19 protein-coding genes and 1 pseudogene are annotated in these 20,857 nt (G+C 73.1%); 10 read left to right on the top strand and 10 right to left on the bottom strand.

The annotated features are described in order from the left end of the window. Nucleotides 1–17: 17 nt before the first annotated feature. Nucleotides 18–1,445, bottom strand: a complete 1,428-nt coding sequence (locus tag AB0F04_RS00605) for an amidase (RefSeq protein WP_362036202.1) — start codon at nucleotides 1,443–1,445, stop codon at nucleotides 18–20. A gap of 241 nt (nucleotides 1,446–1,686) precedes the next feature. On the opposite strand from AB0F04_RS00605, the gene AB0F04_RS00600 reads away from it, so the two are divergent. Then, nucleotides 1,687–3,075 carry a glycoside hydrolase family 43 protein gene (locus AB0F04_RS00600; protein ID WP_362036200.1) on the top strand — a complete coding sequence of 463 codons (1,389 nt, stop codon included), beginning with the start codon at nucleotides 1,687–1,689 and terminating at the stop codon, nucleotides 3,073–3,075. 56 nt (nucleotides 3,076–3,131) lie between these two features. Here AB0F04_RS00600 and AB0F04_RS00595 read toward each other — a convergent pair whose 3' ends face one another. After that, nucleotides 3,132–3,581, bottom strand: a complete 450-nt coding sequence (locus AB0F04_RS00595; RefSeq protein ID WP_362036198.1) for a spore-associated protein — start codon at nucleotides 3,579–3,581, stop codon at nucleotides 3,132–3,134. Nucleotides 3,582–3,929: 348 nt separating this feature from the next. Between AB0F04_RS00595 and AB0F04_RS00590 the strand changes: the two genes are divergently transcribed. The 3 genes from AB0F04_RS00590 to AB0F04_RS00580 all read left to right on the top strand — a co-directional run bounded on the left by AB0F04_RS00590 (nucleotide 3,930) and on the right by AB0F04_RS00580 (nucleotide 7,724). Next, the gene (locus AB0F04_RS00590) at nucleotides 3,930–4,904 is read left to right on the top strand and encodes a hypothetical protein (protein WP_362036196.1); all 975 of its coding nucleotides are present in this window, start codon (nucleotides 3,930–3,932) and stop codon (nucleotides 4,902–4,904) included. A gap of 472 nt (nucleotides 4,905–5,376) precedes the next feature. Further along, a complete protein-coding gene (locus tag AB0F04_RS00585) occupies nucleotides 5,377–6,174 on the top strand; it encodes a serine/threonine protein kinase (RefSeq protein ID WP_362036194.1) in 798 nt (265 codons plus the stop codon). Next, the gene (locus AB0F04_RS00580; protein ID WP_362036191.1) at nucleotides 6,171–7,724 is read left to right on the top strand and encodes a serine/threonine-protein kinase; all 1,554 of its coding nucleotides are present in this window, start codon (nucleotides 6,171–6,173) and stop codon (nucleotides 7,722–7,724) included. Before AB0F04_RS00585 ends, AB0F04_RS00580 begins: the two co-directional genes overlap by 4 nt. 75 nt (nucleotides 7,725–7,799) lie before the next feature. Here AB0F04_RS00580 and AB0F04_RS00575 read toward each other — a convergent pair whose 3' ends face one another. After that, on the bottom strand, nucleotides 7,800–8,987 hold the full coding sequence (locus AB0F04_RS00575; protein WP_362036189.1) for a hypothetical protein: 1,188 nt from the start codon (nucleotides 8,985–8,987) through the stop codon (nucleotides 7,800–7,802). Nucleotides 8,988–9,244: 257 nt separating this feature from the next. On the opposite strand from AB0F04_RS00575, the gene AB0F04_RS00570 reads away from it, so the two are divergent. Both AB0F04_RS00570 and AB0F04_RS00565 read left to right on the top strand, forming a co-directional pair. Continuing rightward, on the top strand, nucleotides 9,245–9,694 hold the full coding sequence (locus AB0F04_RS00570; RefSeq protein ID WP_362036187.1) for a hypothetical protein: 450 nt from the start codon (nucleotides 9,245–9,247) through the stop codon (nucleotides 9,692–9,694). A 232-nt stretch (nucleotides 9,695–9,926) separates the two neighbouring features. Next, a complete protein-coding gene (locus AB0F04_RS00565; RefSeq protein ID WP_362036185.1) occupies nucleotides 9,927–10,355 on the top strand; it encodes a VOC family protein in 429 nt (142 codons plus the stop codon). 74 nt (nucleotides 10,356–10,429) lie between these two features. Here AB0F04_RS00565 and AB0F04_RS00560 read toward each other — a convergent pair whose 3' ends face one another. Together AB0F04_RS00560 and AB0F04_RS00555 are read right to left on the bottom strand one after the other, a co-directional pair. Continuing rightward, nucleotides 10,430–11,689, bottom strand: a complete 1,260-nt coding sequence (locus AB0F04_RS00560; RefSeq protein WP_362036183.1) for an MFS transporter — start codon at nucleotides 11,687–11,689, stop codon at nucleotides 10,430–10,432. 140 nt (nucleotides 11,690–11,829) lie between these two features. Beyond that, nucleotides 11,830–12,282, bottom strand: a complete 453-nt coding sequence (locus tag AB0F04_RS00555) for a YbhB/YbcL family Raf kinase inhibitor-like protein (RefSeq protein ID WP_362036182.1) — start codon at nucleotides 12,280–12,282, stop codon at nucleotides 11,830–11,832. Nucleotides 12,283–12,389: 107 nt separating this feature from the next. Here AB0F04_RS00555 and AB0F04_RS00550 point away from each other — a divergent pair, with 107 nt between their 5' ends. After that, nucleotides 12,390–13,409, top strand: coding sequence for a sigma-70 family RNA polymerase sigma factor (locus AB0F04_RS00550; RefSeq protein ID WP_362036180.1), 1,020 nt, complete (start codon nucleotides 12,390–12,392; stop codon nucleotides 13,407–13,409). Between the two features lie 110 nt (nucleotides 13,410–13,519). Here AB0F04_RS00550 and AB0F04_RS00545 read toward each other — a convergent pair whose 3' ends face one another. From AB0F04_RS00545 to AB0F04_RS00530, 4 genes and pseudogenes are all read right to left on the bottom strand, one after another. Then, nucleotides 13,520–14,626 (bottom strand): CapA family protein, encoded by a 1,107-nt coding sequence (locus AB0F04_RS00545; RefSeq protein ID WP_362036178.1) that lies wholly within the window; start codon nucleotides 14,624–14,626, stop codon nucleotides 13,520–13,522. A gap of 33 nt (nucleotides 14,627–14,659) precedes the next feature. Further along, a complete protein-coding gene (locus AB0F04_RS00540; protein ID WP_362036176.1) occupies nucleotides 14,660–15,115 on the bottom strand; it encodes an archease in 456 nt (151 codons plus the stop codon). Nucleotides 15,116–15,171: 56 nt separating this feature from the next. Next, a pseudogene (locus tag AB0F04_RS00535) lies at nucleotides 15,172–15,774 on the bottom strand (DJ-1/PfpI family protein). After that, nucleotides 15,771–16,778: a DJ-1/PfpI family protein gene (locus tag AB0F04_RS00530; protein WP_362036174.1), complete on the bottom strand. Its 1,008-nt coding sequence runs from the start codon at nucleotides 16,776–16,778 to the stop codon at nucleotides 15,771–15,773. Before AB0F04_RS00530 ends, AB0F04_RS00535 begins: the two are co-directional and overlap by 4 nt. Before the next feature lie 117 nt (nucleotides 16,779–16,895). On the opposite strand from AB0F04_RS00530, the gene AB0F04_RS00525 reads away from it, so the two are divergent. The 3 genes from AB0F04_RS00525 to AB0F04_RS00515 all read left to right on the top strand — a co-directional run bounded on the left by AB0F04_RS00525 (nucleotide 16,896) and on the right by AB0F04_RS00515 (nucleotide 19,487). Beyond that, complete coding sequence (locus AB0F04_RS00525; RefSeq protein WP_362036173.1) at nucleotides 16,896–17,555, top strand: alpha/beta family hydrolase; 660 nt, start codon at nucleotides 16,896–16,898, stop codon at nucleotides 17,553–17,555. 227 nt (nucleotides 17,556–17,782) lie between these two features. Beyond that, entirely contained in the window at nucleotides 17,783–18,427 is a 645-nt protein-coding gene (locus AB0F04_RS00520; RefSeq protein WP_362036171.1) for a phosphoribosyltransferase family protein, read from the top strand. A gap of 85 nt (nucleotides 18,428–18,512) precedes the next feature. Then, nucleotides 18,513–19,487, top strand: a complete 975-nt coding sequence (locus AB0F04_RS00515) for a TerC family protein (RefSeq protein ID WP_362036169.1) — start codon at nucleotides 18,513–18,515, stop codon at nucleotides 19,485–19,487. A 21-nt stretch (nucleotides 19,488–19,508) separates the two neighbouring features. Here the strand turns inward: AB0F04_RS00515 and AB0F04_RS00510 are convergent, their stop codons facing one another. After that, nucleotides 19,509–20,699 carry a CaiB/BaiF CoA-transferase family protein gene (locus AB0F04_RS00510; RefSeq protein ID WP_362036167.1) on the bottom strand — a complete coding sequence of 397 codons (1,191 nt, stop codon included), beginning with the start codon at nucleotides 20,697–20,699 and terminating at the stop codon, nucleotides 19,509–19,511. Between the last annotated feature and the right edge of the window lie 158 nt (nucleotides 20,700–20,857).

Below are 20,857 nucleotides of genomic sequence, written 5' to 3'. Positions count from 1 at the left end.
CATCAGCGTACGGTCGCTCAGGCGGCGGCGGAACGCTCCGGGACCGGCGGCGACGGCCACTTCTCGGCCCAGCGCAGCTCCGCCTCCAACTGCGCGGCCACCTGCACCAGCAGCGGCTCGCTGTTCGCCGGGCCCAGCAGCTGCGCGCCGACCGGCAGTCCGTCCGGCGTGAAACCGGCGGGTACGTTGACCCCGGGCCACCCCAGCACGTTCCACGGCCAGGCGTACGGGCACGCGGCGATCATCGCCCGGTCGGTGGCGAACCCGCTGAGTTCCAGCAGGGCCCCGATCCGGGGCGGGGGAGCGGCGGTCGTGGGCGCGAGGACGACGTCGTACGAGGTGAAGAAGGCGCCGATACGCCGGTGCAGCACGCTCTCCGCGCGCCGGGCCGCCCGCAGCGGGGCGCCGCCCAGCATCCGGCCCAGCCGGGCCGCGCCCCGGGTGCGCCGGTCCAGCAACGCGGGGAAGGGAGCCTCGCTCACGCGCTCGGCGATGCCGGCCGTGGCGCGCGGCACGAAGGTCAGCCCGATCTGCCCGTACGGCGGGTCCGCCTCCTCGACGACGTGCCCCAACGCGGCGAGTCGTTCGGCCAGTTCGACCACCCGGGTGCGGACCTCGGGCAGGAGCCGGGCGGGCACGGCGGTGAAGGGCGGCGTGAGGGAGAGCGCGATGCGCAGCCGTCCGGGGTCGCGGCCGACGGCCGCGGACACATCGAGGTGCGGGGGCCGGTGCGGGTCCTGCGGGTGGTTGCCGCTCGCAGCGTCCAGCAGCAGGGCCGCGTCGGCGACCGTGCGGGCCAGGGTGCCGTTGACGGTGATGCCCTGGAAGGACTCGCCGCGCGGCCAGGTCGAGATACGGCCGCGCTGCGGCTTGATCCCCACCAGATGGGTCCAGGCGGCCGGGATCCGCACCGAGCCGGCACCGTCCGAGCCGAGGGCGGCGGGCACCAGACCGGCGGCGACCGCTGCGGCCGAGCCGCCCGAGGAACCGCCGGGCGTGTGGTCCGTGCTCCAGGGATTGCGGGTCGCGCCGAAGGCGGGACCCTCGGTGAAGGGCCACTGGCCGAACTCGCAGGTGTTGGTCTTGCCGACGATCACGGCGCCGGCGGCGCGCAGCCGGCGCACGGCCTCACCGTCCTCGGCGACCGGCGGGAACTCGCCGCAGCACCCGAACGCGGTCGGCTCACCGGCCACGTCCATGTCGTCCTTCACCGCGACCGGCACCCCGAGCAGCGGCTTGTGCGAGCCCTTCGAGGCCAGTTCGCGGTCCGCGGCGTCGGCCTCCGCGAGCGCGGCCTCGGCCCGGACGATCCGGAAGGCGTTCAGGCCTGTCTGGGTCGCCTCGATCCGGGCGAGGGTCCGCTCGACCAGCGCCCGCGCCGTCACCTCGCCCACGGCCAGCGCACGGGCGGTTTCCACCAGGCCTTCGCAACGGTCGAGCGTCATACGGACACCTCCGGAGGCTGCTCCTCTACCGAACGGTAACGTCCGGCGGCCCGTGGCGTCATGCCGACGGCGGGAGTGGATGTTCACCCACCGGCCGCTTCCGCCCCACCGGGTGCGTCGCTCCGGTGCAAACCATTGACCGCCCGCCGGGCCGCCCCTACCTTCTGAGCCCCCACATTTGATCGATGTGCCGAACTTGGTTCGGCATGTCGAACGTCAGCGTCCAAAGGGAGAGCCGCCCATGACCCCTCACCCCGCCACCCCGTCCCGCCGTACGCTGCTGCGCGCCCTGACCGCCCTGCCCGCCTCGGCGGTCCTGCTCGGCGAATCCCCCGGACTGCTCGGCACCGCACTGGCCGCCGCACCCCCGAACGGCTCGGCCACCCGCTACACCATCGTGCCGTTCCGCGACAGCAACGACGGCACGGTCGACGTCTACCAGTCGGACGACGCCACCGACTTCCGGCTGCTGCGCTCCGCCGCGTACACCCCGCCCGCGAACCGGATCCGCGACGCCAGCGTCATCAGACACACCGACGGGTTCTACTACCTCACCTACACGACGCACACCTGGCAGGACCCCAGCACGACCATCGGCTTCGCCCGCAGCTCCGACCGGCTCGACTGGACGTTCCTCTACGACTACACCGTGCCGGTCGCGCGCCTTTCCCGCGCCTGGGCGCCCGAGTGGTTCGTCGACGGCGACGGCAGCGTGAACGTCATCGTGTCCTGCTCCACCACGAACGACGAGTGGATCTTCACGCCGTACCTGCTGAGGGCGACGAACTCGACGCTCACCGCATGGAGTGCGCCGGTCGCCCTCTCGGGCATCGGCGCCAATCACATCGACACGTTCATCGTGAGGATCGGCTCGACGTACCACGCCTTCCCGAAGAACGAGACGACGAAGTACATCGAGTACGCCACCGCCGCCAACCTCACGGGCCCCTACACCATCCGCCGGACGGGTGACTGGGCGGGCTGGGGCAGCTACCGCGAGGGACCGGCCCTGGTACCGCTCGACAACGGCGGCTGGCGGATGTTCTTCGACGGCTACGGCGACGGGAACTACTACTACAGCGACAGCTACGACACCTTCGCCACCTGGTCGGCCCCGGCGGCCCTGCCCGCGATCTCCGGTACGGCACGGCACTTCACGGTCGTCAAGGAGACCGTCGCGGGCGGCCCGGCCCTGGCCCGGAACGGCACACGATCCTTCCGCTCGGTCAACTACCCGACCCGCTACTGGCAGCAGCGGTCCTCGCTGCTCGACCTGCCCGTGGTCAGCTCCTCCAGTACCGCCGCGGAGAAGCGGGCGGCCACCTTCACGGTCGTCGCCGGCCTCGCCGACGGCAGCGGCTACTCCTTCCGGGACGCGAGCGGTGCCTACCTGCGCCACTGGGACTTCCGTGCCCGCTTCGCCACGAACGACGGCACCAGCACCTTCGCCAAGGACGCCACGTTCGTCCTCCGGGCCGGCACGGCCTCGGGCTCCGTGCGCTTCGAGTCGTACAACTACCCGGGCCGCTACCTGCGCCACTACGCCTACGAGCTCCGTGTGGACCGCTCCGACGGATCGGACGGATTCCGCCAGGACAGCTCGTTCCTGCCCGTGACGGCCTGGGCCTAGGGCCGGCACGGAGAAGCCGGGCTCCACGGTCGCCCGTGGAGCCCGGCCGGAGGGGGTCAGCGGGTGAAGGTGACCCGGTGCTCCTTCAGGGAGCCGCAGTTGGAGCCGTACACCTGCACGTACGTGTTGGCGATGCCGCCGCCCCAGTCCACGCAGTGGCCCTTGCCGTAGGCGTAGGTCGGTCCGGCGTACGACGTGAACAGGCCCTCGTCGTAGTCGCTCTGCTCGGTGTCCGGGACGGACACCCAGGCGGACATGCTCACCTTCGTGCCCGGGTTGTTGCGGATGGTCGTGACGCAGTTCTTGCCGTTGGAGGCGTTGTAGGTCAGGTAGACGGTCCCCAACGAGCCGACGGTCGCGGAGTTGACCGTCTTGTACCCACTGCCGCAGACCTTCTGCGGAGTGGTGTTGGGCGCGGCCGAGGCCGGCGACGCCAGGGCGGTCATCGATCCCACGGACAGCGCCGCCACGGCGGACGCCGCCAGGATGGAACGGGTGAATCGCATATTTCCCCCATGCAACTCTTCGAGGTGGTTGCTCCTGCATGGTGTGACTGCCCGGGTGTTCAAAGGGTTGTGCGCCGATTGCCAGGAAAATCGGGGGAGTTGAGGGGCGCCGCGAGCGGAGGGGCGGGCTCCGTGGCGGAGGGGGCCCGAGCGTTCCCATGGGGCGACTCTTTTACTCACGCGTCGCTTGTGGCACACGTGAGATCCAGAGGATCTGTGCAGGGATGTCACACAGACTGCACACCGCCCTTTCAAAGTCTCGTTAGCGTTACGGCTCGATCCCACGTGCGAACGTGACCAGGCAGCGGCCGGCGAGCCGCCGGAACAGCCAGATCGGGAACACCACACATGGACTACTGCTCGTCGTGTCGTCGGCACCTCAACGGCGCCTTGGTCTGCCCGGGGTGCGGCGCCTATGCCCCGGACATCGCCCCCTCCGTCCTCGGCAGCCGCCCCGGCCCGGACCGCGGGCCCGCAACGGACCCGGGCGGACCGGCTTCCTGGGAGTACCCGGCAGGCCTCGGCAGCTGGCACGACGGCACCGTGTGGGACCAGACCCCCGCGCACACCCAGGACGGCCCCGGCTCGGCCGCCGCCCATGACTCCTCGGCCGCCCACGACTCCTCCGACGCCCCCGACGCTTCGGATGCCGACGCTGCCGAGGGGTACGAAGCCCGGCCGGCGGGGCGGGCGGCCCGGCGGCGCCAGCTGGCCCGCTGGAAGAAGAACCAGCGGCGGGCCGTGGTGGCGACGGCCGTCGCGCTCGTCGGAGGCGGTCTGACGGTCGCCGCGATGAACGGCAACGCGAAGCCCGGAGTGCAGGCGTCCGCGACGCCCGAGGACACCACCATGGGCGGCGCCCTGGGGGAGGCGCCGACCGTCACCGAACCGACGTCGAGCCGGCAGGACGCCCCGCGTGCCGCCTCCACCGACCCGTCGCACACCGACCGGGCCTCGCGCCACCAGCGGTCCCGGTCCGCCGACCCCCGCACCACGCCGACGGACACGCGGACGGACGCAGCCGCGGCACCCCGCGAACTCCCGCTGACGACCGCGCCCGGCAAGACCGTCAGGGACACCGTCGACGCGGCCACCGGCAGCATCGGTTCATCGGGTTCATCGGGTTCATCGGGTTCGTCGGGCTCTTCCGGTTCCACGGCCACCGAACCGGCAGCACCCCCGGCCGCCGCGTCCGGCTCGGACGCACAGCAGCCGGAGTCCTCCTCGACACCCCCGCCCGCGGCGACGACTCCGCCCGAGACGTCCCCCTCCGACCCGAAGTCCAAGGAGCTCTGCCTGCTCGTCATCTGCCTCGGAGGCTGAACGGGGACGGACGACCGCACGCAGTCGCCCTGCGGACCGTCGGGCCATGGCTCACGAGTGCTTCCGGCATCCGCGGCTCGCCGGGCCTCGACATCGGCTGCGGCACAGGTGTGTTCGCGCCGCTGCCCGCCGAACGCGGCACCGGGGTCGTCGGCGACGCGGACACCCGTCCACCGCGCCCGGGAGCAGGGGAACCGCGAGGCCACGCACGGCGTGACGAAGAGTGCGGGCGCAGGGCGCCGTCGAGTCCTGGGTCGACCTGCCGGACGTGACCGGTCCGCTCGTGACGTACCGGTGGAACCATGCGCTCGCCGCGGACGGCAGGTGCTGACGTCGGAGTCGACGCCGTGCCTGCCGCGCGCGAGGGCCGGAACGCGTCCGCTGACGCGGCTGCGCCTCCTCCGCGGGACGCGGACACCGCCCGTACAATCCTCGCGACCAAATCGGGGGCGACATCAGCGGGGGAGTCCGCATGGAAACGATCATCGTGCAGTTGCCCGGCACCGCCCAGGAGGGCGGGGACGAGACGGGCAGTCCCGAGCTGATCCACCTGGGGCCGGGGGACATCGCGGACTTCGGACGCGGCGGGGCGGGGGTCCGCATCGTCCTGGCCGACCCCGGGATCTCCCGCCGCGCCGGGCAGCTGGAGGCAGCGGGGGACTACTGGCGGCTGTCCAACTTCAGTCGCAGCGTGTCCTACGTCGTGGAGAACCTGGAGGGGGCCGGCGAGTACCTCACCGTCGCGCCCGGGCGGCTCGGGGCGCCCGTGCCCTTCGAGTTCTCCCGCGTCGTGCTGCCCGCCCTGTCCGGCACCGCCACGTTCAAGGTGTTCGCACCCCAGCACGCCTACCTCGGTGAGCAGTCCGTGCCGGGCGGCGGCGAACAGACCGTCCACCCCTTCGCCCTGGACCCGACGTCGAAGTACTTCCTCGTCCTGGTGGCCCTGTGCGAGCCCCGGCTGCGCGACCCCTCCGACTCGGCGCTGCCCGGTGTCGGCCAGATCGTGGAGCGGCTGCGGCCCCTGGAGTCCTGCCGGGACCTGACGCGCTCCGCCGTCAACTACCACATCGACTACCTCGCCTTCGCCAAACTGCGCCTGGAACTCGGCGAGGAGGCCACGGCCGCGACCGACGGCGGCCGCACCGGCGCCAAACGCACCCGGCTCGCCTCCGTCGCCCTGCGCTTCGGCCTGGTCCGCGAGGAGCACCTCGGTCTGCTGCCGCCCCGGGGCGCCGCCCGCCTCACCGGTCCGCTGGAGGCAGGCGCATGACCACACCGGAGCAACAGGACGGCGAGCTGGAGGCGCCCCGCCCGGCCGGACTCCCGGAGGGCTTCCGCATCGACGGCTGGGAGCTGGGCGCGGTCATCGGCTCCGGTGGCTGGGGAACGGTGTACGAGGCCCGTACGGTCGCCGACGGCACGCCCGTCGCGGTGAAGGTGCTCCCGACCGGCGCCCTCGGCCCCGGCCAGCGCGCGGCACTCGGTGAACTCGTCGCGCGCGAGGTCCGGTTCAGCGCGGAGGCCGACCACCCCCATCTCGTCCGCACCCACGCCGTGCGCACCCTGCAAGCACCGGAACTGCCCGCTCTGGACGGCGCGATCGCGCTGGTCATGGACCGCGCCGAGGCCAGCCTGCGGGACGTCCTGGACGCCGCGGACACCGGCGGGCCGATCGCGGACGCCGTCCGCGTCCTGCGCGGAGTGGCCGCGGGACTCGCCCACATGCACGACGCCGGCTGGGTGCACGGCGACCTCAAACCCGCCAACGTCCTGCTGGGCCCGGGCGGCCGGGTATGGCTCGCGGACTTCGGCCTGGCCGCCGAACTCGACGGCACCCACGCCCACTTGCCGCCGCTCGGCACCCTCGACCACCTGCCGCCCGAGTGGTGGTCGCAGCGCACCGGCACCCAGGGCGCCGTCGTCCGGCCCACCGCCGACATCTGGGCCTTCGGCGTCCTCGCCCACCAGGTCCTCACCGGCGGACTCCATCCCTTCCCGGGCGCGACGGCCCGCGCCCGCTCGCTCGCGGCCCAGTCCTACGCACGCGGCACCGCACCCCTGCGGCTCGACGCCGGCCTCGACGAGGAGATGCGCCGGCTCATCGCCGACTGCCTCGCCCCGGACCACGCCGCCCGCCTCCCGCACACGGCCGCCGGTGTCGCCTCCCGGATCGAGGCCATCACGGGCGGCCCCCACCGCCGAAGACGCAGGGCGCCGGCCGTCGCGGCCGGGCTCGTCGTCGTCCTGGCCGCCGCCGGGGTCGCCGGAGCGGCCCTGCTCGGGGGAGGCGGCGGCACCCGGGACGACGACCGCGACCGCGACACCCACACCGTCGCCGGCACCCCCAGCCCGCCGGCCGGTGAGATACCCGAGGACTCCGACGTACCCGAGGCCCTGCGCCCCGTCATCGCCCGCGCGGCTCACCGCTGCACCGACGAGGAGATCACACCCGCCCTGCTCGCCGCGCTGATCAAGGCGGAGAGCAACTTCGACCCGAAGGCCTCCCGCCCGCAGAGCGAGGAGTACGGCATCGCCATGTGGACGCCGTCGGTGTTCCGCGCCTGGGCGGTGGACGGGGACGGCGACGGCGACAAGGACCACATGTCGCCGCCGGACGCGATCTCCACCATGAGCCTGTACGTGTGCTGGCTCGACCAGCGCTTCAAGCAGGCGGGCCTGCCGAAGAAGGACCTTCCCGCGCTCGTCGCGGCCGGCTACCGCACCAGTGACCGCACGGTCATCGAGGAGCGCGGCGTACCGGAGCGGGTGAGACCGCACGTCGACAAGGTGATGCGCTACCTCGCCGAGTACGAGCGCTGAGCCGCGCGAACGCGAGCGGTGGGCGAGGCCGCAGCCCCGCCCACCGCTCGTCCCCCGTTCCCGCCCCGGCCGCGATCAGCCGCACTCCGGGACGTTCGGCAGCCGGTTGTCCGGCGAGCTGATGTAGATGTTGGAGATGTAGCCGCCGTACTGGGGCAGATAGGCCCACCAGTCGTTGGTGTAGGGCGGCACACTCACCGTCTCCCCCCGGGTCTGGCAGCCCACCAGCACCTCGACGCCGGCGGGGAGTTGCGTCAGCCGGTCCCCGCCCGTGGCCGGACCCCTGCGGACGTTCACGAACTCACCCCAGGTGCCGAACCAGGTGCCGGCGGGCCGTACCCCGCCCGGCACGTTCAGCGAGCGGGTCAGCCGGCCGATGTCGGTGTACGCCTTGCCGTACGACGTGCCGGCCTGGTGCAGCGTCAGCACCGCCACGATCGCGCGGTCGTCCGCGCCCACCGTGCCGGTGGTGTGCAGTGCGGGCGAAGTGAGGTCGACGGCCGTGGCGGCGCGGGGAGCAGGGGCGGCTGACTCCGCCTGTGTTCCCGAAGCCGTGGCCTGGGGGCCGCAGGTGCCCTTCGCGTACTTCCCGGACCAGCCCTGCTTCACCGCCCAGGGCTTGTCGAACGAGCCCGCGATGCCGAAGTGCTGGTCGAAGTGGTCGGTGGCGGAGCAGCGGGTGGAGCGGCGCAGGTTGTCCATGATGAAGTCCCGGACGGGCGCGGGGGCCTTCTCCAGGATGTACCGGTAGATCGCCACCGTGTCCCGCGCGGAGATGGCCGTGTAGCCCCAGAAACCCTCGTAGCCGGGGGGCGGTGGCGCCGTGTCGCGCAGGCCGAGCGCGGGCTCGGCGGTCATCCGGTCGATGATCGCCGAACCGCCGTACGTCGACCAGTAGTGGTTCGCGGCGTTGTCGTCGCTGCCGCGCAGCATCGGCTCCAGCCGGGCGCGGTCGGCCGCGGGAATGGTGTAGTCGGGTCCGCGGTCCCACAGGAAGTCCAGCACCAGCAGCAGCTTGACGACCGAGGCGGAGCGGAACTGCCTGCTCACCTCGACCTGTTCGGTGAATGTGCCGGTCCGGCGGTCGAAGACGGCCACGCCGGCGGTGACGCCGGGCGGGATCTGCGCGGCTGCCGGGGACCGGACGGTCCCGGCGCCCTCCACCGCCCCGCCCGTCCGGGGCTGTGCCGACGCACCGCTCGTGAGTGATGCGACCGTGACGACGGCCGCGAGCGCGGCGGCGCCGCGCAGGAGCATGCGCATGGTTGCCCTTCCTGGATCGCCCGGTGGCCCGACGGAGCCTCGGACCGCGGAGTCACGATAGGAGCGGGGGCGGGGCGGGCGGTCCTGACGAATGTCAGGGCTCCATGGGAGCGCGGCGCCTCGGGCGCCGACCCTGATAAGTGTCAGGTACCGGTGGTGCGGTGACGCCCCGTACGGTCACGACCAGCGAGCGACGGCGGCCGGGGGCCGGCCGGCGCGCACGACCGTTCCACCCGCCGACACACGAAAGAGGGCTCATGAGCCGCCGATCACTCACGACACTGCTGGCCGCGGGGGGCGCCGCCGCGGTGATGGCGCTCCTTCCGACCACCGCCCAGGCCCAGCCGTACTCGGGCGGCAACTACGGGTTCTACGGGCAGGAGGGGCAGTACCCCACCACCACGTTCTGCTCGGGAACGTTCCGGCAGATCGGAGCCACCAAGTACTTCGAGGGCATGGCCCTGAAGTACTTCTACTCCGACAAGTGCGGCTCGTACGCCCGGATCGAGAACTCCCGGCCCGGCTGCGAGGCCGTACTGCAGCGCTCCGACAACGGCACGGGCCGCACCGACGGCTGGGTCTCGGAGACCGTCGACTCCGGCATCAACTACGCCTACACGCAGATGGGCAACAACCTCAACGGCCGCGTCTCGCGGGCCCTGCTCGCCTGCGACGGCCACGACCTGGTGAACACCGGCTGGTACTGAGCCGCACCGCACGCCGCACGGGGCCGGCCGGCACTCCGGTCCGCCCCTTCGGGCGCACCACCCGTACGCGCCGTTCCGCGAGACGTTCACCGGAGCTCCGACACGGCCGAAAAAACACCTCGACGACACCGGCTGCCGCTGTCTACGATCCACCGCGCGCGGCATCGCGTGCCGGTCACCGTCCGGGTGAGGCATGGAGGCGCCGCGGAGATGCCCGTGGAGGCATTCAGCCGTGTCAGTCGAGTTCAATCACACCATTGTCCTGTCCCGTGACCGGGAGAAGTCCGCTCGTTTCCTCGCCGAGATCCTGGGACTGGAGGTCGGGGCACCGACCGGGGTCTTCCTGCCGGTGACCACCGCCAACGGCGTCACGCTGGACTTCCTCACCATCGACGCCGACATCCCCATGCAGCACTACGCGTTCCTCGTCTCCGAGGAAGAGTTCGACCAGGCCCTGGCCCGCCTGGTCGAGGCCCGCGTCCCCCTCCAGGCCGACCCGCACGGCAACCACCCCCGCCGCATCAACCGCAACGACGGCGGCCGGGGCGTCTACTTCCTCGACCCGGCGGGCCACGGCCTGGAGATCCTCACCCGCCCCTACGGCACGGATCCGGCCTCCGAGCTGAACGGCGTCACGGAGGAGGTGCCCGGGGCGGTCTGAGCCGGACCGGGCGGTCCGGGGCGGGGGCGCTGCCGCGTCCGTTCCGGACCCACCGGGCGAGCGCGCCACGACGGTCAGCCGCGGTCCGACTCCACTGCGACGCCCGCCCGTTCGGGGCCGGCCTCCGGCGTGCGATCCCGGCGGGGCAGCAGCAGCGGTGTGAGCAGGAGCAGGGCGCCGGCCAGTGCGATGGCCGCCCGGGGACCGGTCCAGGCGGCCAGTACGCCCCACAGGGCGGTGACCATCGCGGTGGCGGCCTTGCCGGTGGCCGACCAGGCGGCCAGGGTGCGGGTGACCCGGCCGGTGGGGGTGCGGTCGAGACGGTGGGTGGCGAGGACGGGGTTGAACACGGCGCAGCAGGTGATCAGGCCGAACTCGACCAGCATGACCAGGACCAGACCGGGCGTGCCGGGGCCGGTGAAGGCCAGGCCGATCGACCAGCAGGCCCGCAGTACCCCGGCGGTGAGCAGGACCCGGTACCGGCCGTGGCGAGCGACGAGGCGCGGGGCCAGGCGGGAGCCGAGCAGGCCGCCGGTGCAGGGGACCGCGAAGGCCAGGGCGTACTGCCACGGGGCGAAGTGCAGGTCGTCCACCATGAGGATCAGCAGCGGCGGGGATGCAGCCATGATCAGGGAGTTCACCACGAGCGAGTTGAAGAAGAGCGGGCGCAGTGCCGGATCGGCCAGGATGTGGCGCCAGCCCTCCAGCAGGTCCCCCGGCCGGGTCACCGCGGGGTGCGGTCGCGCGGGGCGCTTCTCGGCGTCGCCGATCGCCCGGAGGCCGAGCGCCGAGAGCAGATAGCTCACCGCGTCGGCCACCACCGTCGTCACGGGACCGAACAGGCTGATCGCGGCCCCGCCCAGCGGCGGGCCGACCATGCTGGCGGTCCAGGTCGTCGCCTCGAACCGCCCGTTCGCCACCAGCAGGTCCTGCCGCGGCAACAGGTCCTTCAGGAACGCCCCGGCCGCCGCGTTGAAGGTGATGTCGGCCGCCGCCACGGCCACCGACACCAGCAGCAACTGGCCGAAGGTGAGCCGGCCGAGCGCGAACGCCACGGGGATGCTCAGCAGGACCGCGCACCGGACCAGGTCCGTCGCCATCATCACCGGCCGCTTGCGGCGGATCTCCACCCACGGCCCGAGAGGCACGGACACCGCCGCGCCGACCGCGGGCCCCACCGCGGCCAGCAACGACACCTGCGCCGGTCCGGCGTCCAGGGCCAGGACCGCGATGAGGGCGAACGCGTCGAACGCGAGCCATGTCCCGGCCGTGCTGACCGCGTACGCGCCCCACAGCCACCCGAACCGCCGCCCCAGCGGCCGTCTGCCCGCCATACCCGGCGCACTCCCCGCTCCCGTGGACAACCCGGCGTTGTCCGGGAGTCATCCAAGCGAGAGCGGGCCGGCCGGGCAAACCACCGACCGGCACCGGCGTCACAACCGACCGTTGTGACGCGGCGGTGCGGGTGTGCGGCTCAGCGCTGGTACAGCCCCACCAGCGTCCCGTCCGCGAGGCGGCGCTTGTCGACCTCCTCGTGCACCTGGTCCGCGCGCGGCGCGTCGGGCAGGACACACGGCTCGGCCAGCGCGTAGAGCCGGAAGAAGTAGTGGTGGGCGTCGTCACCCGGCGGGGGGTGCGGGCCGCCCCAGCCGTGCTGGCCGTAGCCGTTGACGAGCTCCGTGCCGCCGGGTGGGACCTGTCCGGCCTCGACGCCGTCGCTGTGCGGGTCGATGCCGACCACGACCCAGTGCGCGAAGGTGCCCGACGGGGCGTCGGGGTCCTCGCACAGCAGGACCAGCTCCGCCGCGTCGTCCGGTACGCCGCTCCAGGTCAGCGGCGGAGAGACGTTGGGTCCCTCGTACGCGTACCGGCGCGCGATGAAGGAATGGTCGTTGAACGCGTCGCTGCTGAGTTCGATGCCGGTCATGTGCCCCGGGGTACCCCCGAGGCATCCGGAGCACACGGTTCGGGGGGATTGCCCCGGGTACCCGCCAAGGCGAGCCGGAACGAGACGGGAGAGGGAGGAACCCGACGATGTCTCCCCTGGCAGAAGACCCCGCCACGGACGCCCGCGAGGACCGGCGCGGCCCCGTCCGCACCGCCCGGCTGCGCAGCCGCATCCCCGAGCCGGACGAAGAGCCGGACCTTCTCGGCCAGTACCTCGCGCAGATCTCGGCGACGGCGCTGCTCACCGCGGAGGACGAGGTACGCCTGGCCAAGCGGATGGAGACCGGCGTACAGGCGCTGGAGGAACTGGACCGGGCCGACGCCGGCGAACACGAGATCACGGCGAGGCGGCGCAGCGAGCTGGAGGAGGCCGTCCGCGACGGGCAGGCCGCCAAGGACCACATGGTCCGGGCCAACCTCCGGCTCGTGGTGTCCATGGCCAAACGGCACGCCCACCGCGGTCTGCCCCTGCTGGACGTCATCCAGGAGGGCAATCTGGGGCTGATCCGCGCCGTGGAGAAGTTCGACCACACCAAGGGCTTCAAGTTCTCCACGTACGCCACCTGGTGGATCCGGCAGGCGATCGAGCGGGGCCTGGCCGCGCACGCGCGCTCCGTCCGGCTGCCGATGCACGTCGTGGAGCAGCTGCAGAAGATAGGCAAGATCGAGCGGCGGCTGCGGCTCGACCTGGAGCGTGAGCCGAGCCTCGAGGAGGTGGCCCGGGAGAGCGGCCTCACCGAGGACCGGATCGGCTGGCTGCGCCACGTCGGACGGGACGCGGTCAGCCTGGACACCCCGGTCGACGAGAAGGGCGAGACCGTCGTCGGCGACCTCATCGCCGACACCGAGGTCCTCCAGGCCCCGGAGGTGGCCGAGTTCCGGGCGCTCGCCGAGGAACTGCGTGAGGCCGTCGGCACGCTGGCGCCCCGCGAGGCCATGATCCTCAGCCTGCGCTACGGACTGCACGACGGGCACACCCGCACGCTGAACGAGGTCGCCGGACGGGTCGGTCTGACCCGGGAGCGGGTGCGCCAGCTGGAGAAGGAGTCGCTCGCCCGGCTGCGGGAGCCGGAGAGCCGCGAGCGGCTGGTGGCGTGGGCGGGCTGACCTCCCGCTTCGGCTTCAGAGGCGGCCCTGACACTGGAGCCTCACACGTCGCCCTCACACGTCGGCCTCACACGCAGGCCTCCCTTGTCGGTGCCCCTCGTCCACCGACGTCACGCGGCCGGCGCCGCCGCGAGCACCAGCGAACCGTCCGCCGCCTCCCGCACCGCCACCCCGCCGCTGATCCGGTCCAGTGTGCTGCGCAGCCAGGCACGCTCCTCCCCGGACGCGGGCTCCAGCCGCATCCGCCGGACCCGCAGCGGCACCATGCGCAGCCCCGCCAGCCGGCCGCTGTCCGCCTCGACCGACACGAGGAAGGCCAGACGCAGGTCGTCGCGGTACTCCTCGTGGCCGGAGATGCCCTCGTAGTCGTCGACGAAGTCGCCGCAGCCGTAGAGGATCAGCCGGTCCCGGTACACCTCCACCGGGCGGGGGTGGTGCGAGGAGTGCCCGTGGACGACGTCGGCTCCGCCGTCGATCAAAGCGTGCGCGAAGCGGACCTGCTCCCGCGGGACGCGGTACCCCCAGTTCGAGCCCCAGTGCACGGACACCACGGTGAGGTCACCGGACCGGACCAGCCGCCGCACCACGGCTTCGGCCGCGGCCGGCGAGAGATCGGGCAGATACGCGACGCCCGGCCGGTCCGCCGTCGCCGCCCAGCCGGACGGGATGCCGCTGGAGTGCGCCCCGAGGGCGCACACCGGCAGGCGGCGGCCGCCGGCGAGCGGGACGACGGCGGGTGCGTACGCCGCGCCGGCGTCGCGTCCCGCGCCCGCCGTCCGCAGGCCCGCCCGGGCCAGGGTGTCCAGGGTCTCCAGCAGTCCCTGCCGGCCGAAGTCGAGGACGTGGTTGTTGGCGAGAACGGTCACGTCCGGCCGGACCACCGCCAGGGCCGGCAGGTTCGCCGGGTGCATGCGGTAGTGGATCTCCTTGCCGGGGGCGAACGTGGCGGCGCGCGTCACCGAGGTCTCCAGATTCACGATCCGGGCGTCCGGGGCGGCCTCGTCGAGCACCCGCAGCACCGCACCCCACGGCCACGCCGCGGCCACCGGCGCGGGCACCGGGCCGTGCGCCGACTCCGCCAGCCGGACGTAGGACCGGGCGTCCTCGACGTACGCCTCCCGCAGTGCCGGGTCACCGGGGTGCGCGAGGATCTGGTCGACGCCGCGCCCGAGCATCACGTCACCGCACAGGAACAGCGTCACGACTGCGCCGCCCACCCCTCCACGGTAGGCGCACCCCGGCCACCGGGATCAGGCGTCGACCCTCACCGCACACGACCACCCGTACGGATCCGGCCCGATCCGCAGCGTGTTCCACGCCACCGCCGTCGGAATCGCACCCGTGATCTGCACGTCGTCCAGGCCCGTGACCGCCAGCCGTACGTCCAGGCCGCCGTCGGCCTCGTCGGCCTCCACGTCCACGGGCACCCGGCCGTACGCCTCCAGCCGGAAGATGACCTCGTCCAGCAGCGCGGCGAGCAGGTCGTCGTCGCTGGCCTCGGGCAGACGGACCCGGTCCACGGCGGTGGGCCGCACCCGGGAGACGTCCGCGAAGCACTCCACCATCGCCAGGACGGCCTCCGCCAGACAGTGCTCTCTGCACGCCGCCCACGCCTCGATCAGGATGTCGCCGGGATGCGGCACCGCCCGGTGCCCGCACTCGCCGGGCTGCCGCCCTTGTCCTCCGTCGCCCGTGTCACCGCCCATGAACATCGCCTGCCCGAGGCTCGCCCACCCATGCGGCCCCACGCCGCGCGGGTCGATCAGACCGGCTCGTCCGCGAGGTACGGGGGCGCCGGGTCGTACTGGATGTACCGCCGTACGGCCCGCGCGTGCTCCCGGCCGTGCAACCGCCCGACCAGCCACTACGCACTGTCGATACCGGCCGAAACACCCTGGCTGGTGACCAGGTTGCCGTCGACCACGTAGCGGGCGTCCCGGACGACGGTCACGTCCCCCCGCGCCTGAAGGGTGTCCTCCCGGCTCCAGTGCGTGGCCACCCGGCGTCCCCGGGCGGGTCCGGCGGCGTGCAGCAGGAACGTGCCCGTGCACACGCCGTGCACCCACGCGGCCCGCTCCGCCGTCTTCGCGATCCAGTCGGTGACCACCGGGTTGTGCAGCTGGGTCTCCCGGGCACCCAGCCCGCCCGGCACGTGCAGCACGTCCAGCGGCGGATGGTCGTCGAGGGTGTGGTCGGGCAGGACACGCAGGCCCTTGTTGCAGCGCACGGGCCCGGCGTGCTCGCAGACCAGCACGGCCGTGTCGGCGCCGTCCCGGAGCCGGGCGGAGACGGTGAAGACCTCCCAGGGCCCCACGAAGTCGAGTTCCTCCGCGTCCTCGAAGACCAGCAGGCCGTAGGCGGTCATGCGGTACGTCCTTCCTCTGCGGAATCTGCCCGGGGCACCGAAGGTCCCGCGGGTCCTGTCGTGGAGCGGAACCGGGCGCGGTAGTCCGACGGCGCGACACCGAGCCGGCGGTGGAACGTGCGGCGCAGGGTCTCGGCGGTCACGAAACCGCAGCGGCGGGCGATGGCGTCCACCGGTTCGTCCCCTGCGGTGAGCGCCCGCTGGGCCGCCTCGACGCGTACCCGCTCGACGTACGCCGCCGGAGGCTCACCGAGTTCGGCGGTGAAGCGGCGCTGCAGGTGACGGGGGCTCAGCCCGGCGTGCGCGGCGAGGGCGGCGATGTCGTGCCGGGCGCCGGGGTCGGCGTGGATCGCGGTGACGGCGGCCCGCACCGGGTCCGTCGCCGGCTGCCGCGACCACAGCGCCACGCTGAACTGCGACTGGCCGCCCGGGCGGCGCAGGAACAGCACCAGCCGCCGGGCCACCTCGTGCGCGGCGTCCCGGCCGAGGTCGTCCTCCACCAGGGCGAGCGCCAGATCCATCCCGGCCGTCACTCCGGCCGAGGTCCACACCCGCCCGTCCCGGACGAAGATCGGGTCGCAGTCCACCCGCACCTGAGGATGCTCCCGGGTCAGCTGCTCCTCGCGCGCCCAGTGCGTGGTGACCCGTCGTTCGTCCAGCAGCCCCGCGGCCGCCAGCAGGAAGACCCCGCTGCACACCGAGGCCACTCGCCGGGCACCGGCCGCAGCTGCGGCCACCCAGGCGACCAGCTCCGCGTCCTGCCGGGCCCGGTCGACGCCGTGGCCGCCGACCACCACCAGGGTGTCCGTGCCGGCCGGATCGAGGGTGTCCACGCCGTGCGCGGCCTCCATGACCAGCCCGCTGACCGACCGGACCGGCCCCGCCCTCGGCCCCACGACCTCGCAGGCGTACCCGCCCGCGCTGTGGAACACCTCGTGCGGTCCGGTGAGGTCGAGCGGCTGGAACCCGTCGAAGACGACGAAGACGACGCGGCGATCGGTCACCCCCTCACGCTCTACCGGGGCGTGCGACGGCGTCAACGACACGCATCCCACGGATCGCGCCATGGGACGTCCGGCCGGGCGGGGGTACCACGGGGAGCGGGGGAGAGGAGGCTGACGATGATCTCCCGGACGGTCACTCTGCCCGCCGACGGTGCCGGCCTCACCGGCGACCTGACCGTGCCGCCGGACGCCCGCGGGGTCGTGCTCTTCGCGCACGGCAGCGGCAGTTCCCGGCACAGCCCCCGCAACCGCGAGGTCGCCGCCGGCCTGCGCATCGCCGGGCTCGGCACCCTGCTCATCGACCTGCTCACCGAGGACGAGGAACACCGGGACGCCGTCACCGCCGAACTCCGCTTCGACATCCCGCTGCTGGGCCGCCGCCTGGTGGACGCCCTCGACTGGCTGGCGCGGGACCCGGACACCTCGGACCTGCCCGTCGTCCTGTTCGGCGCCAGCACCGGCGCGGGCGCGGCCCTGGTCGCCGCCGCCCGCCGCCCCGACCGGGTACGGGCGGTCGTCTCGCGCGGCGGACGGCCCGACCTCGCGGGTGATGCCCTGGACGCCGTCCGTGTCCCGGTGCTGCTCATCGTCGGCGGCCGGGACACGCATGTGCTGCGGCTCAACGAGGAGGCGGCCCGGCGGCTGCCCGCCCCGCACACCCTCCACGTGGTGCCCGGCGCCACCCACCTGTTCGAGGAGCCCGGCGCACTCGACCAGGTCACCGACGCCGCCCGGCAGTGGTGCGACGAGCAGCTGAGGACGGCCACGGGCCGATGACCGCCGGGCGCGGGAGTCGCGCATCGTCCCGCGGGCGCGGGGGTACGCGGGAAGCCGGACAGCCGGCGGGCAGCCGGATGGGCCGAGGGCCGGCAGCCGGACCGGCAGGCGACGGCAGCCCGGTCGGCAGACGACGGCAGCCCGGTCGGCAGACGACGGCAGCCGGGTCGGCGGGGCGGACCCCGACCGGCCGGGGCTCTCTCGTGCGGAAAGCGGAGGTGACCGTCATGCGGTTCCGTGATCGCCGGCAGGCCGGTGGGGAGCTGGCCGCGACGCTGCGCACCCGGCAGCGCGCGGGAGACCTGCCCGACCCGCTCGTCCTCGCCCTGCCCCGCGGCGGGGTCGCCGTGGCGCGCGAGGTGGCCGCCGCGCTGGACGCCCCGCTCGACGTCCTCGTCGTACGGAAGATCGGGGCGCCCCACCAGGAGGAGCTCGGCGTCGGCGCGATGGCCGGGGACGAGGTGCCGCTCCTCGATGAGGACGCGCTGCGGTATCTCGGTATCGGCGAGGCCGCCCTCGCCCCCGTCATCGAGCGGGAGCGGGCCGAACTGCGGCGCCGCGAACGGCTGTACCGGCAGGGCCGGCCGGCCCCGGACCTGCGCGGACGGACCGTGATCGTCGTCGACGACGGCCTGGCGACCGGTTCCACGGCTCGCGCCGCGCTGCGCTTCGTACGCCGCCAGGCGCCCGCGCGGGTGTTGCTGGCCGCGCCCGTCTGCTCTCCGGAGGGCGCCGAGGCGCTGGGCGCCGAAGCCGACGAGGTGATCTGCCTGCACCGGCCGGCCGCGTTCATGGCCGTGGGCCTCTGGTACGAGAACTTCGACCAGCTGACGGACGAGGACGTCATGGAAGCGCTGCACGTGCAGCTTTGACCCGTTGTTCACCTGACAGGGGTGGCGGAAACCAGCCACACCGGACAAGGATGTCCCCTCCCCACACCTGCATCAGGAGTAACAAGTGAACGTCCCGCCGGCCGTGTGGCTGCTGACCGTGGCCGCCCTGTGCGTGCTCGTCGCCGTCGACTTCTTCATCGGACGCAAGCCGCACGACGTGTCCATCAGGGAAGCCGGGACGTGGACGGTGGTGTGGGTCGTCCTGGCCGTGCTGTTCGGCGTGGGGCTGTGGTTCGCCGGTGGGAGCGGACCCACGGGCGAGTTCTTCGCCGGGTACATCACCGAGAAGTCGCTCAGCGTCGACAACCTCTTCGTGTTCGTCCTGATCATGGGGAAGTTCGCGGTGCCGTCGCAGTACCAGCAGCGGGTGCTGATGATCGGCGTCCTGATGGCCCTGGTGCTGCGGGCGGCGTTCATCGCGGCCGGGGCGGCGATCATCTCGGCCTTCTCCTGGGTGTTCTACCTCTTCGGCGCGTTCCTGATCTGGACCGCCTGGAAGCTGGTGCAGGACGCCCGCAAGCAGGACCACGACGAGGAGTACCAGGAGAACAAGCTGCTGAAGCTGGCGGAGCAGCGCTTCGGCGTGGCCGACCGCTATCACGGCACGAAGCTGTTCATCACCGAGAACGGCAAGCGGATCATGACCCCCATGCTGGTCGTGATGCTCGCGATCGGCTCCACCGACGTGCTGTTCGCCCTGGACTCCATCCCGGCCATCTACGGCCTGACGCAGGACCCGTACATCGTGTTCACCGCGAACGCCTTCGCCCTGATGGGCCTGCGCCAGCTGTACTTCCTCATCGGCGGCCTGCTCAAGAGGCTGGTCCACCTCTCCTACGGCCTGTCGATCATCCTCGGCTTCATCGGCGTGAAGCTGGTGCTGCACGCCCTGCACGAGTCGGGCGTGCACGTCCCCGAGATCGGCATCCCGTTCTCGCTGGGATTCATCGTGCTGGTCCTGGCGGTCACGACGTTCACGAGCCTGCGCGCGTCCCAGCGGCAGGAGGCCGAGGGAGGCCCGGCAGCCGAGTCCCGCTAGGGCGCGAGGGAGGGTCTGCCGTCAGACGACCCCGTCGGCGCGCAGGGCCGCCACCTCCTCCTCGGTGCGGCCCAGTTCGGCGAGGATCGCCCCGGTGTGCTCGCCCACCGCCGGCACGGGGTCCATGCGCGCGGGCAGACCCGCAAGGTCGGCGGGCGGGAGCAGCGCCTCCACGGTGGCGCCCGGCACCTCGACCTCGCTCCAGCGGTCCCGGGCGGCCAGCACGGGGTGGTCCAGGAAAGCGGCCACGTCGTTGACCCCGGCGCAGGCGATGCCGATGCGCTCCAGATCCTTGAGGACCTCGTCGGACCCGGAGCGGGCGCAGCGCTCGGCGACTACGGCGTTGAGCTCTTCGCGATGGGCGACGCGATCGGAGCCGGTGGCGAACCGCGGATCGTCGGCCAGCTCCGGACGCCCGAGGAACTCGGCGCACAGCGCCACCCATTCCCGCTCGTTCTGGATGGAGAACAGCACGTCCCTGCCGTCGGCGGCCGTGTACGTCCCGTACGGCGCGATGGTGGCGTGCTGAGTGCCCAGGCGCGGGGGCTGGGTGCCTCCGTACCGGGTGTAGTAGGCGGGCTGGCCCATCCACTCCGCGAGCGCCTCGAACAGCGACACCTCCACGGGGTGGGCCTCGCCGGTGGTGGCGCGGGTGTACAGGGCCGTGAGGACGCCGCTGTAGGCGTACATCCCGGCGGCGATGTCGGCGACGGAGATCCCGGTCCGGGCGGTGCCCTCGGGGGTTCCGGTCAGCGACACCAGCCCGGTCTGGCACTGCACGAGCAGGTCGTAGGCCTTGCGGTCGGACCAGGGGCCGGTCGTGCCGTAGCCGGAGATCGTGCACGGGATCAGGTTGGGCCGGCGGGCGGTGACGGCGGCGGCGTCCAGACCGAGCCGGGCGGCGGCGCCGGGGGCGAGGTTCTGCACGAAGACGTCGGCGCCGTCGAGGAGGTCGTGCAGGATCTCGTGACCGCGCGGGTCCTTGAGGTCGAGGGTGAGGGACTCCTTGGAGCGGTTGAGCCAGACGAAGTAGCTGGAGTGGCCGTGCACGGTCGTGTCGTACCGGCGGGCGAAGTCGCCGCCGCCCGGCCGTTCCACCTTGATCACCCGGGCCCCGAGGTCGGCGAGCTGCCGGGTGGCGTAGGGGGCGGCCACGGCCTGCTCCAGACTGACCACCGTGACCCCGGCCAGGGGGTACCGCTGCACGCTCATGCCTCAAGCTCCCGAATCGTGTACGGAGGGCGCTCGGACAGTCTGCCGCAGGCGGGGAGCGGGAGGGCGTGCCGCCGACGCGATCCGGATCACGCCGACGGCCGGTTTCGAAGGGCAGCGCTGTCGCTGACGTGCTGCTTTCCCAGGCGTTTCTCACC

The organism is Streptomyces sp. NPDC029041, from assembly GCF_040637515.1.
Classification (GTDB): Bacteria; Actinomycetota; Actinomycetes; order Streptomycetales; family Streptomycetaceae; genus Streptomyces.
This window is presented reverse-complemented; position numbering and strand designations above follow the sequence as displayed.

What these genes read in the sequence shown, in the direction of transcription:
- AB0F04_RS00570 (WP_362036187.1), top strand. Translation starts at nt 9,245, where the DNA reads ATGAGCCGCCGATCACTCACGACACTGCTGGCCGCGGGGGGCGCCGCC.
- AB0F04_RS00605 (WP_362036202.1), bottom strand. Translation starts at nt 1,445, where the DNA reads ATGACGCTCGACCGTTGCGAAGGCCTGGTGGAAACCGCCCGTGCGCTG.
- AB0F04_RS00600 (WP_362036200.1), top strand. Translation starts at nt 1,687, where the DNA reads ATGACCCCTCACCCCGCCACCCCGTCCCGCCGTACGCTGCTGCGCGCC.
- AB0F04_RS00520 (WP_362036171.1), top strand. Translation starts at nt 17,783, where the DNA reads ATGCGGTTCCGTGATCGCCGGCAGGCCGGTGGGGAGCTGGCCGCGACG.
- AB0F04_RS00575 (WP_362036189.1), bottom strand. Translation starts at nt 8,987, where the DNA reads ATGCGCATGCTCCTGCGCGGCGCCGCCGCGCTCGCGGCCGTCGTCACG.
- AB0F04_RS00560 (WP_362036183.1), bottom strand. Translation starts at nt 11,689, where the DNA reads ATGGCGGGCAGACGGCCGCTGGGGCGGCGGTTCGGGTGGCTGTGGGGC.
- AB0F04_RS00590 (WP_362036196.1), top strand. Translation starts at nt 3,930, where the DNA reads ATGGACTACTGCTCGTCGTGTCGTCGGCACCTCAACGGCGCCTTGGTC.
- AB0F04_RS00555 (WP_362036182.1), bottom strand. Translation starts at nt 12,282, where the DNA reads ATGACCGGCATCGAACTCAGCAGCGACGCGTTCAACGACCATTCCTTC.
- AB0F04_RS00540 (WP_362036176.1), bottom strand. Translation starts at nt 15,115, where the DNA reads ATGGGCGGTGACACGGGCGACGGAGGACAAGGGCGGCAGCCCGGCGAG.
- AB0F04_RS00580 (WP_362036191.1), top strand. Translation starts at nt 6,171, where the DNA reads ATGACCACACCGGAGCAACAGGACGGCGAGCTGGAGGCGCCCCGCCCG.
- AB0F04_RS00510 (WP_362036167.1), bottom strand. Translation starts at nt 20,699, where the DNA reads ATGAGCGTGCAGCGGTACCCCCTGGCCGGGGTCACGGTGGTCAGTCTG.
- AB0F04_RS00595 (WP_362036198.1), bottom strand. Translation starts at nt 3,581, where the DNA reads ATGCGATTCACCCGTTCCATCCTGGCGGCGTCCGCCGTGGCGGCGCTG.
- AB0F04_RS00585 (WP_362036194.1), top strand. Translation starts at nt 5,377, where the DNA reads ATGGAAACGATCATCGTGCAGTTGCCCGGCACCGCCCAGGAGGGCGGG.
- AB0F04_RS00525 (WP_362036173.1), top strand. Translation starts at nt 16,896, where the DNA reads ATGATCTCCCGGACGGTCACTCTGCCCGCCGACGGTGCCGGCCTCACC.
- AB0F04_RS00550 (WP_362036180.1), top strand. Translation starts at nt 12,390, where the DNA reads ATGTCTCCCCTGGCAGAAGACCCCGCCACGGACGCCCGCGAGGACCGG.